At 70.8% G+C, this 15,641-nt stretch carries 15 protein-coding genes; 6 read left to right on the forward strand and 9 right to left on the reverse strand.

Going from position 1 to position 15,641, the window contains the following annotated elements:
* Positions 1-35: 35 nt before the first annotated feature.
* From ACZ5VD_RS06850 to ACZ5VD_RS06860, 3 genes are read right to left on the reverse strand one after another with little or no spacing between them, the layout of a single operon-like run.
* Positions 36-1,064, reverse strand: coding sequence for an ABC transporter permease (locus ACZ5VD_RS06850; RefSeq protein ID WP_468548459.1), 1,029 nt, complete (start codon positions 1,062-1,064; stop codon positions 36-38).
* On the reverse strand, positions 1,057-2,580 hold the full coding sequence (locus tag ACZ5VD_RS06855) for a sugar ABC transporter ATP-binding protein (protein WP_468681206.1): 1,524 nt from the start codon (positions 2,578-2,580) through the stop codon (positions 1,057-1,059). The genes ACZ5VD_RS06850 and ACZ5VD_RS06855 overlap by 8 nt, the downstream gene beginning before the upstream one ends.
* Positions 2,577-3,653: a sugar ABC transporter substrate-binding protein gene (locus tag ACZ5VD_RS06860; protein ID WP_468681208.1), complete on the reverse strand. Its 1,077-nt coding sequence runs from the start codon at positions 3,651-3,653 to the stop codon at positions 2,577-2,579. The genes ACZ5VD_RS06855 and ACZ5VD_RS06860 overlap by 4 nt, the downstream gene beginning before the upstream one ends.
* 164 nt (positions 3,654-3,817) lie before the next feature.
* Between ACZ5VD_RS06860 and ACZ5VD_RS06865 the strand changes: the two genes are divergently transcribed.
* Together ACZ5VD_RS06865 and ACZ5VD_RS06870 are read left to right on the forward strand one after the other, a co-directional pair.
* Entirely contained in the window at positions 3,818-4,528 is a 711-nt protein-coding gene (locus ACZ5VD_RS06865) for a FadR/GntR family transcriptional regulator (RefSeq protein ID WP_468548456.1), read from the forward strand.
* Positions 4,529-4,552: 24 nt separating this feature from the next.
* Positions 4,553-5,335 carry a YqjF family protein gene (locus ACZ5VD_RS06870; RefSeq protein WP_468548455.1) on the forward strand — a complete coding sequence of 261 codons (783 nt, stop codon included), beginning with the start codon at positions 4,553-4,555 and terminating at the stop codon, positions 5,333-5,335.
* 32 nt (positions 5,336-5,367) lie between these two features.
* On the opposite strand, the gene chvE is transcribed toward ACZ5VD_RS06870, so the two are convergent.
* The gene (gene chvE / locus ACZ5VD_RS06875) at positions 5,368-6,465 is read right to left on the reverse strand and encodes a multiple monosaccharide ABC transporter substrate-binding protein (RefSeq protein WP_468548454.1); all 1,098 of its coding nucleotides are present in this window, start codon (positions 6,463-6,465) and stop codon (positions 5,368-5,370) included.
* A gap of 272 nt (positions 6,466-6,737) precedes the next feature.
* Entirely contained in the window at positions 6,738-6,908 is a 171-nt protein-coding gene (locus ACZ5VD_RS06880) for a hypothetical protein (protein WP_468548453.1), read from the reverse strand.
* 205 nt (positions 6,909-7,113) lie between these two features.
* Between ACZ5VD_RS06880 and ACZ5VD_RS06885 the strand changes: the two genes are divergently transcribed.
* From ACZ5VD_RS06885 to ACZ5VD_RS06895, 3 genes are all read left to right on the forward strand, one after another.
* Positions 7,114-8,094 carry a threonine ammonia-lyase gene (locus ACZ5VD_RS06885; protein ID WP_468681210.1) on the forward strand — a complete coding sequence of 327 codons (981 nt, stop codon included), beginning with the start codon at positions 7,114-7,116 and terminating at the stop codon, positions 8,092-8,094.
* A gap of 134 nt (positions 8,095-8,228) precedes the next feature.
* Positions 8,229-8,711: a hypothetical protein gene (locus ACZ5VD_RS06890; protein WP_468681212.1), complete on the forward strand. Its 483-nt coding sequence runs from the start codon at positions 8,229-8,231 to the stop codon at positions 8,709-8,711.
* A gap of 76 nt (positions 8,712-8,787) precedes the next feature.
* Positions 8,788-9,810 (forward strand): alpha/beta hydrolase family protein, encoded by a 1,023-nt coding sequence (locus ACZ5VD_RS06895; RefSeq protein ID WP_468548450.1) that lies wholly within the window; start codon positions 8,788-8,790, stop codon positions 9,808-9,810.
* A gap of 6 nt (positions 9,811-9,816) precedes the next feature.
* Here the strand turns inward: ACZ5VD_RS06895 and ACZ5VD_RS06900 are convergent, their stop codons facing one another.
* Entirely contained in the window at positions 9,817-11,358 is a 1,542-nt protein-coding gene (locus ACZ5VD_RS06900; protein WP_468548449.1) for an alpha-L-fucosidase, read from the reverse strand.
* Positions 11,359-11,376: 18 nt separating this feature from the next.
* Entirely contained in the window at positions 11,377-13,221 is a 1,845-nt protein-coding gene (locus ACZ5VD_RS06905) for a family 20 glycosylhydrolase (protein WP_468681214.1), read from the reverse strand.
* 248 nt (positions 13,222-13,469) lie between these two features.
* Between ACZ5VD_RS06905 and ACZ5VD_RS06910 the strand changes: the two genes are divergently transcribed.
* Positions 13,470-14,813 carry an amidase gene (locus ACZ5VD_RS06910; protein ID WP_468681216.1) on the forward strand — a complete coding sequence of 448 codons (1,344 nt, stop codon included), beginning with the start codon at positions 13,470-13,472 and terminating at the stop codon, positions 14,811-14,813.
* Positions 14,814-14,905: 92 nt separating this feature from the next.
* On the opposite strand, the gene ACZ5VD_RS06915 is transcribed toward ACZ5VD_RS06910, so the two are convergent.
* Positions 14,906-15,388 (reverse strand): GNAT family N-acetyltransferase, encoded by a 483-nt coding sequence (locus ACZ5VD_RS06915; RefSeq protein ID WP_468548446.1) that lies wholly within the window; start codon positions 15,386-15,388, stop codon positions 14,906-14,908.
* Positions 15,389-15,447: 59 nt separating this feature from the next.
* Positions 15,448-15,621 (reverse strand): hypothetical protein, encoded by a 174-nt coding sequence (locus ACZ5VD_RS06920; protein ID WP_468548445.1) that lies wholly within the window; start codon positions 15,619-15,621, stop codon positions 15,448-15,450.
* Positions 15,622-15,641 lie beyond the last annotated feature (20 nt).

The following is a 15,641-nucleotide window of genomic DNA, read 5'->3' on the forward strand; positions in this document are numbered from 1 at the left end:
AGGGCCTTTCGGTCGGTGACGGGGACAGGGCGGGATCAGTCCTGGGCGCGCCCCGTCGTCACGCGGGCGATGATGAGGGCGACCAGGATGATGCCGCCGTAGATGGCCTGGATCCAGAAGGACGGCACCTGGGCGAGGGTGAGCAGGTTCTGCACGACACCGAGCAGGAGTACGCCGGTCAGGGCGCCGAACATGGTGCCCTTGCCGCCGTCCAGGCTGATGCCGCCGATCACCGCGGCCGCGAACACGGTGAAGATCATGTTCTGGCCCTGGTTGGCGCTGATCGCTCCGACGTAGCCGGTCTGCATGATGCCGCCGACGGAGGCGAGGACACCGGCCACCACGAACACGCCGAGCATGACGCGCTCGACGCGGATGCCGGCGGCGCGAGCCGCGTCCGGGTTGCCGCCGATGGCGTACAGGGCCCGGCCGACGCGGTGGTACTTGAGGACGAACCCGGCGAGGGCGAAGGAGATCGCGGCGACCCACACCGACAGGGGGATGGTGAGGAAGGTGGTGGTGGCCAGGGAGTAGAAGCTGTCGGGCATGCCGAACAGTGTCTTGCCCTTGGTGGCGCCGACCAGCAGTCCGCGCAGGACGATCAGCATCGCGAGCGTCACGATGAACGCGTTCAGTTTGAACTTGACGACGAGGATGCCGTTGAAGGCGCCGATCGCCCCGCCGACGACGAGGATCGCGAGCATGGCGAGCGCGGTCGGGAAGCCGGTCCCCCAGCCGGCCTGGGCGACCGGCAGGACGAGGAGGGCGCCCACGGCGGGCGCGATGCCGACGACGGACTCCAGGGACAGGTCGAACTTGCCCGTGATCAGGACCAGTGACTCGGCGAGCACCACCATGGCGAGGGCGGCCGAGGCGCCGAGGATCGAGATCAGGTTGCGTTCGGTGAGGAACGAGTCATTGACCACCGTGCCGAGCACCATCAGCAGCAACAGGGCGGGTACGAGGGCCAGTTCGCGGGCCCGGCGCAGCAGTACGGTCCGCGCCGAGCGGGCGGCGGGGGTCCGGAGCGGGGCGAGCGGCGGGGCCGCTTTGGTGTCAGCCATGGTCCACTCCTTCGATGGAGGCGATCAGCTCGTGGTCGCGCCAGCCCGCCGGGTGCTCGGCCACGACGCGGCCGTGGAAGAGGACGAGGACGCGGTCGCAGCGCCTGAGGTCGTCGAGTTCGTCGGAGACGACGAGGACGGCGGTGCCGTCGTCGCTGGCGGTGTCGACGCGGGCCAGGAGGGACTCCTTGGACTTCACGTCGACGCCCGCGGTGGGGTTGATGAGGACCAGCAGGCGTGGGTCGGAGGCGAGGGCGCGGGCCATGACGACCTTCTGGGCGTTGCCGCCGGACAGGTCGGAGACGGGCTGGTCGGGCCCTTCGGTGTGGATGTCGAGGCGTTCGATCAGGTCGGTGGCGACGCCACGTTTGCGTTCGGTGCCGACGAAGCCGAGGCGGCCCAGCCGGTCGAGGACGCTCATGGTGGCGTTGTCGCCGATGGTCATGCCGAGGACGAGCCCCTGGGCGTGCCGGTCCCGGGGCACGCAACCCACGCCGGCCTTCAGCGCGGCCTGCACATCGCCGAACGGGAGCTGCCGGCCGTCCAGTCGGGCGGTGCCGCCGCTCGGCCTGTGCAGTCCGGTGAGCGACTCGGCGAGTTCGATCTTGCCGCTGGCGCTGGACCCGGCGAGTCCGACGACCTCGCCGCGGCGGACGGTCAGGCCGATGTCCTGGTACGCCTCCGAGGTGAGGCCGTGGACGTCCAGGAGGACGGGGGCGCCGTCGGCGACCTGCCTCTCCTGTACGGCCTGTTCGGCGAGCGTCTCGATGGACTCGCCCGCCATGGCCTCCACCAGCGCGGCCTTCGGCAGGTCGGCGACCGGGGCCGTGGTGATCCAGCGGGCGTCGCGCAGTACGGTCACCGTCTGGCACACCTCGTACACCTCCTGGAGGTGGTGCGAGATGAACAGGAAGGTGACCCCGGACTTCTGCAGGGCGCGCATCCGGCTGAAGAGCCGCTCGATCTCCCGGTTGTCGAGCTGCGCGGTCGGCTCGTCGAGGACGATGAAGCGGGCGCCGAAGCTCAACGCCCGGGCGATCTCCACCATTTGACGGTCCTCGACCTTGAGGTCGGCGGTGCGGGCCTCGGGGTCGACGTGCACGTCCCAGGCGTCGAGGAGTTCGGCGGCCTGGGCCCGGAGCCCGCGCCAGCTGATGAAACGGCGCCTAAGGGGCTGCCGGTTGATGAAGAGGTTCTCGGCGACCGTCAACTCCGGGACGACGGTGGGTTTCTGGTAGACGCAGGCGACCTTGCGGCGCCAGGCGTCCCGGTCGGCGAGCGGGGGCGCCGGTTCGCCGTCGAAGCGGACCGTGCCCTCGTCGGGGGCCTTGAGGCCGGTGAGGAGGGTGACGAGGGTGGACTTGCCCGCGCCGTTGCGGCCGACCAGGGCGTGGGACTCGCCGGGCAGGACGGTGAGCCTGCCGTCGGCGAGAGCGGTGGTGGGGCCGTAGCGCTTGACGATCCCCCACGCCTCCACGAGTGGCGTGACCTGGGCTTCCTTTACCTGGGTGCTCATTCGACCGTGTTGCCCCACAGCTTGGGGTCGTCGACGTTCTCCTTGGTGACCAGGGGCGCGGCCAGTTGGTCCTCCAGGATGCCGCTGGGCAGCTTGACGATCGTCGAGTCGTGGTCGGTCGGGCCGGGCTTGAACGTCTTCCCCTGCATCGCCGCCTTGATGTAGTACATGCCGTACTTGGCGTACAGGTCCGCCGGCTGGGAGACGGTGGCGTCGATCTCGCCCTTGCGGATGGCGTCGAACTCCTGCGGGATGCCGTCGTTGGAGACGATGGCGATGTGGCCCGACTGTCCGGCCTTCTTCAGCATCCCCTTCGACTTCAGGGTCTGGAGGGTCGGCGCGAGGTAGACGCCGCCGGCCTGCATGTAGATGCCCTTGATGTCGGGGTTGGCGTTCAGGAGTGTGTCGAGCTTCGAGGCGGCGGTGTCGGACTCCCACTTGGCGGGGATCTCCAGCACCTTCAGCTTCGGGAAGTCCTTCTTCACACAGGAGCGGAACGCCTCGGAGCGCTCGCGGCCGTTGACCGAGGCGAGGTCGCCCATGATCTGTACGACCTTGCCGGAGGAGATCTCCTTGCCGAGGTACTGGCAGGCCTGCTCGCCGTACGCGACGTTGTTGGCGCGGACGACCATGGCGACCTTGCCCTTGTCCGGGGCGACGTCGACGGCGACGACCGGCACGCCCTTGCGCTCGGCCTGGTCGAGGCCGGCCTCGATGGCGGCACTGTCCAGGGGCGCGACGACCAGGCCCTTGACGCCCTGGTTGAGCACGTTGTTGATGTCGGTGATCTGCTGGGAGGGATCACTGTTGGAGTTGATCGTCTTCATCGCGTCGACGCTTTCGGACTTCGCCATCTTCGGCACGTAGTCGTTGTACGACTGCCAGAACGGCGAGGTCAGCAGGGGCAGGATCACCCCGACCTTGCCGGTCCCGTCCCCTCCCCCGTCGCCGGCCGAGCCGGCGGTGTCCTTGGTGCTGCCGCACGCGGCGAGCACGAGCGAGACGCCGGTGGCCGCGACCACCAGGCCTGTCGTCCGAAACCTGTTCCGCTTCCCCACTGTCCTGCCGGGCATCTGGCGGCTCCTCGTTGAGCGTGTGCGAGCAGATGACCGCATACTTATCAGACCACTCGACGGGAAGAACACCCTCCGTCGGCACTTTTCGCGGAGTTTTGGCCGTAGTGGTCCGACCACCTGGGTGGTTAGACTGCGGCGCACCCGGTGACTGGAGGAACGGCGTGGACGAGACAGCCCCGCAGAAGGGCACCGTGACGCAGCGCGCCATCGAGCAGATCAAGGCGATGATCGGCGGTGGCGGCCTGGAGCCGGGCCAGCGGCTGCCCACCGAGCGTGATCTGGCCGTCCAGCTCGGTATCTCCCGCAGCTCGATGCGCGAGGCGATCCGGGCGCTGACGGTGCTGGGCGTACTGGAGGCCCGGCACGGCTCGGGCATCTACGTGACCCAGCTGGAGGCCGGTGACCTGCTGGAGACCTTCGGCGTGGTCGCCGACCTGTCCCGCGGACCGCGCCTGGTGGAGCTGCTTGAGGTACGGCGCATCCTGGAGTCGACGGCGACCGCGCTGGCGGCGGCCCGGATCACACCGGACCGGCTCGCCGAGGTGGAGAAGCACCTCACGGCGATGAACGCCACCGAGGACCCGGAGGAGATCCTCGCCCACGACCTGGCCTTCCACCGTGAGATCGCCACGGCCGCCGGCAACGAGACCATGGCCGCCATCCTGGACGGCCTCTCCTCCCGCACCTTCCGCGCCCGCGTCTGGCGCGGCTACCAGGAGGAGGGCGCCTTCGCCCGCACCCGCCGCGAACATGCCGCGATCCACCGGGCGTTGGTCGCCCGCGACCCGGAGGCGGCACGGGCGGCGGCGGCCGCGCACGTGGGCGAGGTCGAGCAGTGGCTGCGCTCGCAGGTGGGGGACGGCGTGCGCTGAACCGCCCCTGTGGGACGCTGCGGTATGGAGATCGAGCCGGTCACCCTGTCCACACCACGGCCCGTGCGGTGGCCCACGCTGGTGCAGGGCTGGCATGAACTGACCTTCCTGCACTGGCCGGTGGACCCGGACCGGGTGGCGGGACTGCTGCCGGCCGGCACCCGCCCGGACACCCTGGACGGTGTCACGTACGTCGGCCTGGTCCCGTTCCTGATGCGCGGTGCGGGTCTGGGGCCGGGCCCCGGGCTCCCCTTTCTCGGCACGTTCTGCGAGACGAACGTACGGCTGTACACGGTGGACGACCACGGCCGGCGCGGCGTCGTGTTCCGGTCCCTCGACGCGGCCCGGCTCCTCCCCGTGCTGATCGGCCGGCTCGGGGTCCGTCTGCCCTACACCTGGTCGGCGATGCGGCTGCGCCGAGAGCGGGATGTCATCACCTACAGCTGCCGCCGCCGTCTCTCCGGGAAGGGCGCGCCGGCCAGCCGCGCCGTGGTCCGCACCGGCGCGCCGATCGCCGAACCCACGCCCCTGGAACGGTTCCTGACCGCCCGCTGGGGTCTGCACGTCTCGTGGCACGGCCGCACCGCGCACCTGCCGAACGAGCACGCGCCCTGGCCCCTGCACCGGGCCGAGCTGCTCGACCTGGACGATGATCTCGTCACGGCCGCGGGCCTGCCGCCCATGACCGGACCCCCGGTCAGTGTCCTCTACTCCCCGGGCGTCACCGTGCGCTTCGGAACCCCCTCCTCACTGGCGCCCTCGGCACGACTTCGCCCCGTCGGGCGACAACCCGACGGGGCGAGGTGACCGGGCCCGCCGCACCGACGGGGCCGGTGTCGCTACTTGAGTTCGGAGGCGGTGAAGTAGCCGTCCCTGACCAGGAGATCGTAGTTGGACTTGTCGACGCTCTCCGGCTGCAGCAGGTAGACGGGCACGTCCTTGACGCCGTTGTTGTAGTCCGTTCTGTTGTCGATCCTCGGCAGCCTCTCCCTGAGGATGTCGTCGACCATCTGGGCTGCGGCCTCGGCGAGTTCGCGGATGTCCTTGTAGACGGTCTGCGACTGCCGGCCCGCGATGATCGACTTCACCGAGGCCAGCTCGGCGTCCTGACCCGTGATGATCGGGAGGGGCTTGCCGTCGGAGCCGTAGCCCTTCGACTCCACCGCCGACAGGACACCCCGGGAGATGCCGTCGTACGGCGACAGGATCGCGTCGAGTTTCTTGTTGCCGTACCACTCGGTCAGGAGACCGTTCATGCGCTTCTGCGCGGTGGGGCCGTCCCAGCGCAGCGTGGTGATCTTCTTCATGTCGGTCTCGCCGGACGGGACGACGAGCTGCTTGTTCTCCAGGAACGGTTCCAGGAGCGCCATCGAACCGTCGAAGAAGTACTTGGTGTTGTTGTCATCGGGGGAACCGGCGAACAGCTCGATGTTGAAGGGACCCTTGCCCTCCTCCAGGCCGAGCTTCTCGATGATGTGGCGGGCCTGCTGCCGGCCGACCATCTCGTTGTCGAAGGACACGTAGTAGTCGACGTTCTTGGTGCCGAGGATGAGCCGGTCGTAGGAGATCACCACAATGCCCGCGTCGTGGGCCTGTTTGAGCACGCCGTTCAGCGACTTGGCGTCGATGGACGCGATGATCAGCGCGTCGACGCCCTGCTTGATCAGGTACTCGATCTGCGAGACCTGGACCTTCGGGTCGTCGTCGCCGTAGACCAGGTTCGTCTTGTACCCCATGCCCTTCAGGTCGTCGACGACGCTCTTGCCGTCGGTCAGCCAACGGTCGGAGGCCCGGGTCGGCATGGCGATGCCGACGGTGCCGCCCTTGGCGCTGCCCTCCGAGCCGGACTCGGTCTCACCCTGTCCGCATGCGGACAGGGTGAGAGCGAGGGAGCTGACTCCGGCGAGTAAGGCAAGGACGGCTCTTCGTTCGAACATGGTGATCGTTCCTTGATCTTCTCGTCGTTGAGAGGATGACGGCGGATCGGACGTCGAGGGGGAGACGGCGGATCGGGCCGGGCGGACGGCGCCGTACGTGTGGGTACCGCGGGCCCCCTCGACGGGCCGGTCTTCGGACAGAGTGGTGCGCCGAGGAGGATCGGTTCGGCGCCCCGTGGACACGCGCAGGGCCACCGAGATCGTCGGAGGGCCCGGCATACGGGGTTCAAGGCGAGCGAACAACCTGGCGGACCTCGCTCACACCGTTGAGGTCAGGTCGGTCCGGCACGTTGCTTCAGCCGGTGCCCGGACGCCTGGACGTCTCGCGGTGCGCCGGTCAGCGGGCTGCCGCGGCCCGGCATCCGGCTCTCGCGGACCCTTGTGATCCCGCTGCCGGTGTACTCCTGCACGTACGCCAGGCTGCGCCACGGCGTTCCGGCCACGGGCGTGCTGATTCCAGGGTGCACAGAGCAATCGCCTTCAAATGTTCGAGACTTCGTCACACGTTCCACATGTTCGCGTGACGGTAAGAGGGAGGCGCCTGAGTGTCAACGGGGCGAACTTAAACGGTTACGGAAAGTTCGGAGATCGCGGCCGGTCCCGGAACTCGCCCGGAGAACCGGCGTCGTGGCGCTACGCTGCGGTGTCGTGCAGGAGACGCGTCTTGAGACCGCCCGGATCCGGGCCGCTCGCCGGTTGATCGACCCGGTCTTCCTCGACACCCCGCTCTACCGCTGCGAGGCTCTGGAGCCCGGCCTCGGGTGCGCGGTGAGCATCAAACTCGAAACGGCGAACCCGGTCCGCAGCTTCAAGGGCCGCGGCACCGAGGTGGTCGCGAGCCTGCTGGCCGACCAGGGCGCACGAGCCGCGGTGTGCGCGAGCGCGGGCAACCTCGGTCAGGCCCTCGCGTGGTCCGGTCGCGGCCGGGGGCTCGATGTCACCGTCGTGGCCTCCCGCTTCGCGACCCGGGCCAAGCTCGATCGCATCCGGGCGTTGGGCGCCACGCTGGAGCTGGTGGACGGCGACCACGAGAGCGCTCGGGAGCGGGCGGCGGCCATCGCACGGTACGACGGCATCCGGCTGGTCGAGGACAGCCTGGACATCGAGACCTGCGAGGGCGCGGCGACCATCGGACTGGAACTGGTGGGCGCCACGCCGTCGTTCGACACCGTCCTGATCGCGCTCGGCGGCGGCGCGCTGGCCACCGGCGTGGGGCATGTGCTGAAGGCGTTGGCACCCGGAGTCGAGGTGGTCTGCGTCCAGCCGCTGGGCGCACCGGCGTTGACCCTCTCGTGGCGCGCGCGACGTGTCGTCACCACCGACTCGACCGACACCATCGCCGACGGCGTCGCCGGCCGGTTCCCCGTCCCGGCCGTCCTGGACGACCTCCTCCTGGTCGCCGACGACGCCGTCCTGGTCCGGGAGGCGTCGATCGTCGCCGCGATGCGGTTGCTCCTCGACCACGCCGGCCTCGTCGTCGAACCGTCGGCCGCGCTCGGTATCGCGGCGATCCTCGAAGACCGCGACCGCTTCGCCGGCCGCCACGTCGTCACCATCGTGTGCGGCAGCAACGTCGACGTGGACGCCTACCACCGCTGGGTCGGAGCGCCTCCCTTCCCCCTGCCCTGACCGTCGACGGCCCGGTTCCTCGTAGGGCTACGGGACGGCACGGGTGCGGCACGGGGGCCTGACTCGGCCGCACTCGGCCTGGCTTGGGGCGGTCGGGCAGGATGAGGTCTTCGCTCGACGGAGGGGGCCCTGAGGTGGGGTATGCGCTGGAGGCGGTGATCGCCCGGGACGAGTTGCTTCGTACCGCCGTAGGAGATCTCGCCGCCGCTCGGGTGGCGACGGCCGGTCAAGGGCTGTCGCTGGTGCCGATGACCGGTGAGCTCTTCGACGCCGTGACGGACGGCGGTTCCGCCGGACCGCTCGGGTTCTGGCGGCTGCCGGGCGGGTTCGACCAGCTGCTCGCCCAGTGGTCCGCCGCCGGACCCGTCGCCTATGTGGAAGCCGAGTTCTTCGGTGGCGACGGCGACCAGCGGGCTGCGGTGTGGGCCGGCGGGGCCCTGGTTCTGGGACCCCTGCACGCCCCGGAGGGGCGGCCGTTTCCCGCTGCCGGGAGCCCGATCTCGCAGGCGCTTCGACGGCTGGGGGCGGTGGCGGGTCCGGCCGGGGACGAGTTCTCGGCCGTGGGCCTCGACCGCCACCGGGACAACGAGGGCTGGGTCGCTTCCGCGAACCGCTGAGGCCCGGGGCGCCGGTCGAACAGGGTGGTCGGGCGAACCAGGCGCTCCTCGGCCCTGCCCGGGAGACAATGGCCGTATGCGGTCATGGGGTACGGCATGGGCGGCCGGCGCACTGGTGCTGGTGGCCGCGACGGGCTGCACCGGCGACGACGAAGGCGCCGCGCGCACCAGCGCTCCCGCGGCGACCGGCCGGGCTCCCACCGCGACACCCGCCCCGACCCGCACGCCCGTCGACCCCGTGTCGATCCAGGCCCTGATCCAGCGCAAGCACACCGGGTCCGGCCTGCGGCTCGGTGCCGTCCTCGCCCGGACCGCCGCGTACACCGGCTACCGGGTGACATACGAGGCGAACGGGCTGACGATCTCCGGGCTCATGAACATCCCGACGGGCAAGGGTCCTTTCCCGGCCCTCGTGCTGGCCCACGGCTACATCGACCCCGCCATCTACACCACCGGCCGGGGCCTGGCCCGCGAGCAGGACCTCCTCGCCCGCAACGGCTACGTCGTCCTGCACACCGACTACCGCAACCACGCGGGGTCGGACAAGGATCCCGACAACGACCTCGGCCTGCGGCTCGGTTACACCGAGGACGTCATCGGCGCGGCGATGGCCCTCAAGTCGTCCGGGCGGCCGGAGATCGACGGGGACCGGATCGGGCTGCTGGGCCGGTCGATGGGTGGCGGTGTCGTCTACAACACGCTGGTGGTGGCGCCGGGTCTGTTCGACGCCGCCGTAGCCTTCGCGCCGGTCAGCTCCCGCCCGCAGGAGAACATCGACCACTTCCAACGCCCCGCCGGGGACCCGCTCGTCGCCGAGATCGAGGCCGAGCACGGCACGCCGGAGGAGGACCCGGCCTTCTGGCGGGGCGTCTCCCCGATCAGCCACGTCGACCGGGTGACCGAGCCGCTGCTGATCCATCACGGCACCGCCGACGACACCTGCCCCCTCGCCTGGACCCGTCAGACCGTGGCCGCGTTCGAGAAGGCGGGCAAGGACGTCCGGCTGCGCACCTACACCGGCGAGGGCCACACCTTCCACCCGCAGTGGGCGCGCTCGATGGACACCACCATGGCGTTCTTCGAACGGCACCTGCGCTGAGGCCGTTCAGGTCCGCGAGCGGTACAGCCCGAACTCCGCGATCCGTACGGTGTTCCGGGCCCCCGTCACCCGTGCCCGCCACCGCCGTGCCCGCACCGCGGCCGTCAGCAGCAGGATCCGGCTCGCGCCGACGGTGCCGGCCCGGGTCACCTCCGACCAGGCGCCGTCGCGATACGCCTCGACGACGAAGCTCTCGATCTGCTGGCCGTGCCGGATGTCCTCCGCCAGCCGGATCCGGTCGACCTCGCGTTCCGCCCCGAGATCGAGCGTGACCCGCCCGGGCGAGACGGTTCTCCGGGCGCCGCGCGCCAGGTCCTCGGGCAGCTCCCGGTCGACGCGCTCACGGAACTCCCGCAGCCGCACCACGTCCGCGGCGGGCAGCAACCCGTCCGTGTCCGGCGGGACGTTGAGCAGGAGCACCGAGTTGCGGCCCACGGACCGGAAGTAGATGTCGGTCAACTGCTCGACGCTCTTGGGCTCTTGGTCGGCGTGGTAGAACCAGCCGTCCCGGATGGACACATCGCACTCGGCGGGCCACCACTGGAGGTGGTCGGCGACCGGCAGGGCCCGCACGAGCGCCCGACGGCTGCCCATGTCGGGGTCGTCGTAGGCGAGGGCGTAGTCGGTGCGCCCGTAGTCCTTCTCCTGGACCGGGACGACGCTCCACTCGTCCTCGCGGGCGAGTCCGCCCTCGTTGCCGACCCAGCGCACATCGGGTCCGGACACGGCGATCGAGGCGTCCGGGGCGAGCGAACGCACCAGCGTGTACCAGCTGTCCCAGTCGTACTTCTCGACCTTGTCCGGCGGTATGCGGCCCTGGGCGCCGTCGAACCACACCTCGTCGATCGGACCGTACTCGGTGAGGACCTCGTGGAGCTGGTTGAGCATGTGGGCGCCGTAGTCGGTGGCGGGGAGGGCGTACGTCCGCCGCGGGGTGCGGTCGTCGCCGTCCACGGGGGTGGGGATGGTGTGTGCGGTGCGGGCACTGCCGTTGGCGTACACGCCGTGCAGGTACTGGTTCTCGTCGGCGGGTGAGACGTAGACGCCGACCTTGATGCCGTGACGGCGCATGGAGTCGGCGAAGGAGCGCAGGACGTCGCCCTGTCCGTTTCGCCAACTGCTCGACGCCACCGTGTGGTTCGTGTAGCGGGAGGGGTAGAGCACGAAGCCGTCGTGGTGCTTGACGGTGAGGATGGCGAGCTTGAAGCCGCCGTCGCGGAGGGCTCTGGCCCACTGGTCGGTGTCGAGGCCGGCCGGCTGGAAGACGTCGGGGTCCTCGTCGCCGGTGCCCCATTCGAGGCCGGTGAAGGTGTTCACGCCGAAGTGCAGGAACGCGGTGCGTTCCAGGCGCTGCCAGGCGATCTGCCGTGCGGTGGGCCGGACGTGGGAGGCCTTGCGGACCAGGTCGGCCTCGGTGTCGTCGGGAGAGACGGGGATACGCGGGCGGGGGCCGCCCCGTGTCGCGGCGGAGGCCGGCAGGGCCGGTGGTCCGGTGACGGCGAGGACGGTGGCGGCGGCGGTGACGAAGAGGCGTCTGGAGACGGCCATGGGGTGGGACTCCTCGCGTCAGGGGGTGGTCACGTGCCAGAGGGCGGCGGGGCGTTGGTCGGGCGGGTACTGCGCGAGCGAGCCGTCGGCGGCCACGCTCAGGGCCATCCGTGTGATCGCGTTGACCAGGTGGTAGCCGCCGTCGGCGGGCTCCAGCTCCCAGCGTTGCAGGGTGTTCGTGGCGTCGCAGGTCTGCGCGGTGGCCACGACGCCCGGCTGGAGCGGCACGTTGAGGGTGAGCTTCCCGCCGCGGATCTCCAGGCACCCGTCCGCGGTGGTCAGGGTCGCGTAGCCGTCGGCCGTGCGCCGCAGCTCGGCGTCGAAGGCCCGGCCGGCCGTCGTGAAGGTGTACGTCCCGTCCGGCACCGGCAGCCGGGTCGGGTCCCGCCATCCGGGTGCGTGGCCGACGGCGGTGCCCCGGGCGGTGAACGCGTCGTAGGTGGCGTCGGGGTGCGGGTCGCCCCAGGTGGCCTGGGCGATGTGCCGGAGTGCGGGCCGGAGTGCGGTGGCGACCTCGTTCTCGGTCTCGCCGCGCCCGTTGTCCGGCCAGAGACTGATCTTCGCGCCGGTGACGCCCTTTCCGGAGGTGAGTTTCTCGCCCTCGAAGCCGCGCGGGTCCCACCTCTGGTCGTACAGGCCCTTCGTGTCGCTGTGGAAGCCGCCGCGGACGAGGTAGAGCGCGTAGGCGGCGTTCATCAAGGGGTAGCCCTGGGCGATGAGTTCGCTCGGCTTGGTCGTCACGTTCAGCCAGTGCTCGACGGTCGTGCCCGCCGTCACCGGTACGGTGTTGGCGCCGGTGAGCCCGTCGTTCCAGATGCGCAGCTTCTTGCCCCTGGCCGCCGTGTGGGCCTCGACACGGTTGACGAAGTCGATGAACGCGTCCTGGGGTGTGGCGTCCGGACCGTAGGTGTCGCGGGCGTACTTCAGGATCTGCGGGTACTTGGCGAAGTCGGAGCCGAGCATGTACTCGTCGGCACCCATGTGCCAGGAGTCGGCGGTGAAGACCTGGGCGTACTCGTCGATCAGACTCGTGTAGTAGTCGAAGGCGGCCGGCCGGGTGATGTCGAGGCGCGAGGGCTGCCTGGCGCCCTCGGAGTCGGTCAGCTGGAGATCGGGGCGGTTCTCGATCCACGGGTCCATGTGCCCAGGGGAGTTGATCTCGGGGATGATCTCGACGTGGTAGCGGTCGCCGAGCGCGACGAGGCGGCGGATCTCGTCCTTGGTGTAGTAGCCCCAGGTGTTGGCCTCGGGGTGGGTGTCGCTCTTCACCTTGAGTTCGAGGAGCAGTTGGTTGAGCTTGTGGTACGCCATCTCGCGGACGAGGTTCTCCAGCCAGTCCGTGGAGATGTGGACGTAGCAGGCGCAGACGCCGACGCCCCGCTCCGCGTAGCGCGGTACGTCCACGGTCCGTCCGGCGGGGATCCGGTCGCCCTGCGCGAGGAGTTGGAGGAGGGTCCGGGTGCCGTAGAAGGCGCCGGTCTCGGTCGCGCCGGTGATCGACAGCCGCTCTCCCGCGCGCAGTTCGTAGCCCTCGTCCCCGAGCACCGGCCGGGACGGCCGTATGTCGATAACGATGTCACCGGTGCGGGCGGTGTCCTGCGCGACCGGGACCGTGCCGTGGCCGGATGCCCTGAGGTCGTCGGCCAGGATGCGGGCGACCCGGCGTTCGGCCGGGCTGTCGGCCACCAGTCGGCTGCCGCGCCGGAGGAGGTAACTGCCGGAGGCGGGTGTCCAGTCGGACAGGGCGGGCACGGTCACCGGCCGGGCCGGTTCCGCCTTGGCGACCGCGGAGACGGGCGCCGGGAGAACCATCAGCAGCATCAGCGCCGCCACGACACCGACCAGTTTCAGCCGTCCACTCATCAGCGACTCCCCAGTCATCGGAGGCCTGATGATTGGCTTGCCATCTCGACCTGTCAATGGGGCGAGACGGCGTCAAAGTTGGGTCATTGATCGGATGACCTGCCGGTCGGTCGAGAGGGACGGAGCGTCGGTCCGCGAAAAGTCCAAGAAGAGCGGTCCGAATGTCCAAGCGCGCACGCCCTCGACGCGGCGCCCCCCGCCGGGCAGAGTTGTCCCGACGTACTCGCGAGTAGTAACGAGGAGCCCCCGTGACCAGCTGGGTCGGCCGGACCGCCACCGAGATCGCCGCCGCCGTACGGGAGAAGCGAGCCACGCCCCGTGAGGTGGTGGCCGAGCACCTCGCCCGGATCGAGCGGCTCGACGCGGGCATCGGCGCCTTCAGGGTGGTCCGCGCCGAGGCGGCCCTCGCCGAGGCCGACGAGGTGGCCGCGCGCGGTGACCTGGGTGAACTGCCCCTGGCGGGCGTGCCGGTGGCCGTCAAGGACAACCTCGCCGTGCGCGGTGAGTCGATGCGCGTCGGCTCGGCGGCGACGCCCGAGACGCCCTCCGAGGACGACCATCTCACCGTGGCCCGGCTGCGGGCGGCGGGCGCGGTGGTCGTGGGGCTGACCAATGTGCCCGAACTGTGCGTCTTCGGCACCTCCGAGGGCGTGCACGGCACCGCCCGCAACCCGTGGGACACCTCGCGCACGGCGGGCGGCTCCTCCGGGGGCAGCGCCGCCGCGGTCGCCGCCGGACTGGTGCCGATCGCGCTCGGCAACGACGGCATGGGTTCGCTGCGGATCCCCGCGGCCAACTGTGGGCTGCTCACCATCAAGCCGGGCCTGGGCGTGGTGCCCGCGGGCATCGGCGACGGCGACTGGTTCGGCATGTCCGAGAACGGACCCCTTACGACCACCGTCGAGGACGCGCGCCTGATGCTGTCGGTCCTCGCGGACGCCGCGTTCGTACGACGGGACGCGGACGCGACACACCGGGTCGCCGTCTCACTGCGCAGCCCGCTCGCCGGGATCGCCCTCACCAAGCCGTACACGACGGCGGCCCGGGAGGCGGCGGAGCTGCTGATGAAGGCCGGTCACCGGGTCCGCAGGGCCGATCCGCCGTACCCGCTGTCGCTGAGCTTCACCTCGCTCGCCCACTGGACGGCCGGTACGTCGGTGGACGCGCGGGGCCTGGACCGGGCGCTGCTGACGCGGCGCACCCGGGTGCACGCGGCCGTGGGCCGCCGGTTCCTCGGCAGTGTCCGGTCCGGCGGGAGCCGAGAGGCGTTGCGGCGGCGCCTGGAGCCGTTCTTCGAGGAGCACGACGTGCTGCTCACCCCGGCACTGGCGCGGCGCTCCCCCAAGTCCGCGCCCTGGCACGAGCGGGGCTGGCTGCGCAACGTCCTCGCCAACACCAACTACTCGCCGCTGACCCCGCCGTGGAACCTCACCGGCTGGCCGGCTATGTCCGTCCCGTTCGGCAGCCTGCCCTCCGGCGCCCCCTGCGCCGTGCAGCTGGTGGGGCGGCCGGGGTCGGAGGCCGATCTGCTCGCCGTGGCGGAGCAGTTGGAGGAGCGGCGCCCTTGGCAGCGGACGGCGCCGCTCGACTAGCCGTCGATCGGACCCCCATGAGCCGTCGGTCAGCCGGCGATCGGACGCCGATCGGCCTCGATCAGCCGTCGGCCGGGTGAACCGGCGCAGGACTAGAGGGACTTGTACATGATGTGCAGGCCCACCCGGCCGTCCCGGGGATGGTCGTAGGCGTCCGGGACCGTGCCGAGGATCGTGAAGCCGAAGGAGGTCCACAGCTGCACGGCAGGGTTGGTCTCGACGACGGCGTTGAACACCATGCCCCGGTAACCCTCGGCCTTCGCCGCGTCCAGGACGTGTGCGGCGAGGGCCCGGCCGTAGCCCCGGCCGCCCCGGTCGGGGTCGACCATGAAGCCCGCGTTGGCGACACGGGCGGCGGGGCCGCCGTAGTTGGGGGTGAGGTAGGCGGAGGCGACGAGGGCGCCGGCGTCGTCCTCGACGACGTAGACGCGTTTGGCCGGGGCCGTCCACAGGGCGCGGGCCGCCTCTTCGGAGGTGTCCGGGTCCCAGGCGTAGGTGTCGGCGGCGGCGACGATCCGGTGCCAGAAAGGCCAGATCCGCGGCCAGTCCTCGGCCACGGCTTCTCTGATCAGCATGGGCGTGAGTTTCGCACGCCCATGCCTTCGGCGATCACGACGGGTGCGGTCCCGCGGGGTCAGTCCACGCTCGGCAGGATGTGGGGCTCGGCGAGGTCGTCCTCGTAGCCGGCCAGGCGGATGGGGGCGGACCGGGCCCACACGTCGAGGCTGCCGAGTTGGCCGGGCCTGCGGCTCGCGCCCTCCGGTCGTGCCTTGGGGCGTTGCTCGCGATCAGTCGTCTCCGGTGTCACCGCGCACTCCTTATGTGTCG

The sequence above is a fragment of the Streptomyces sp. NPDC032822 genome (assembly GCF_055578825.1).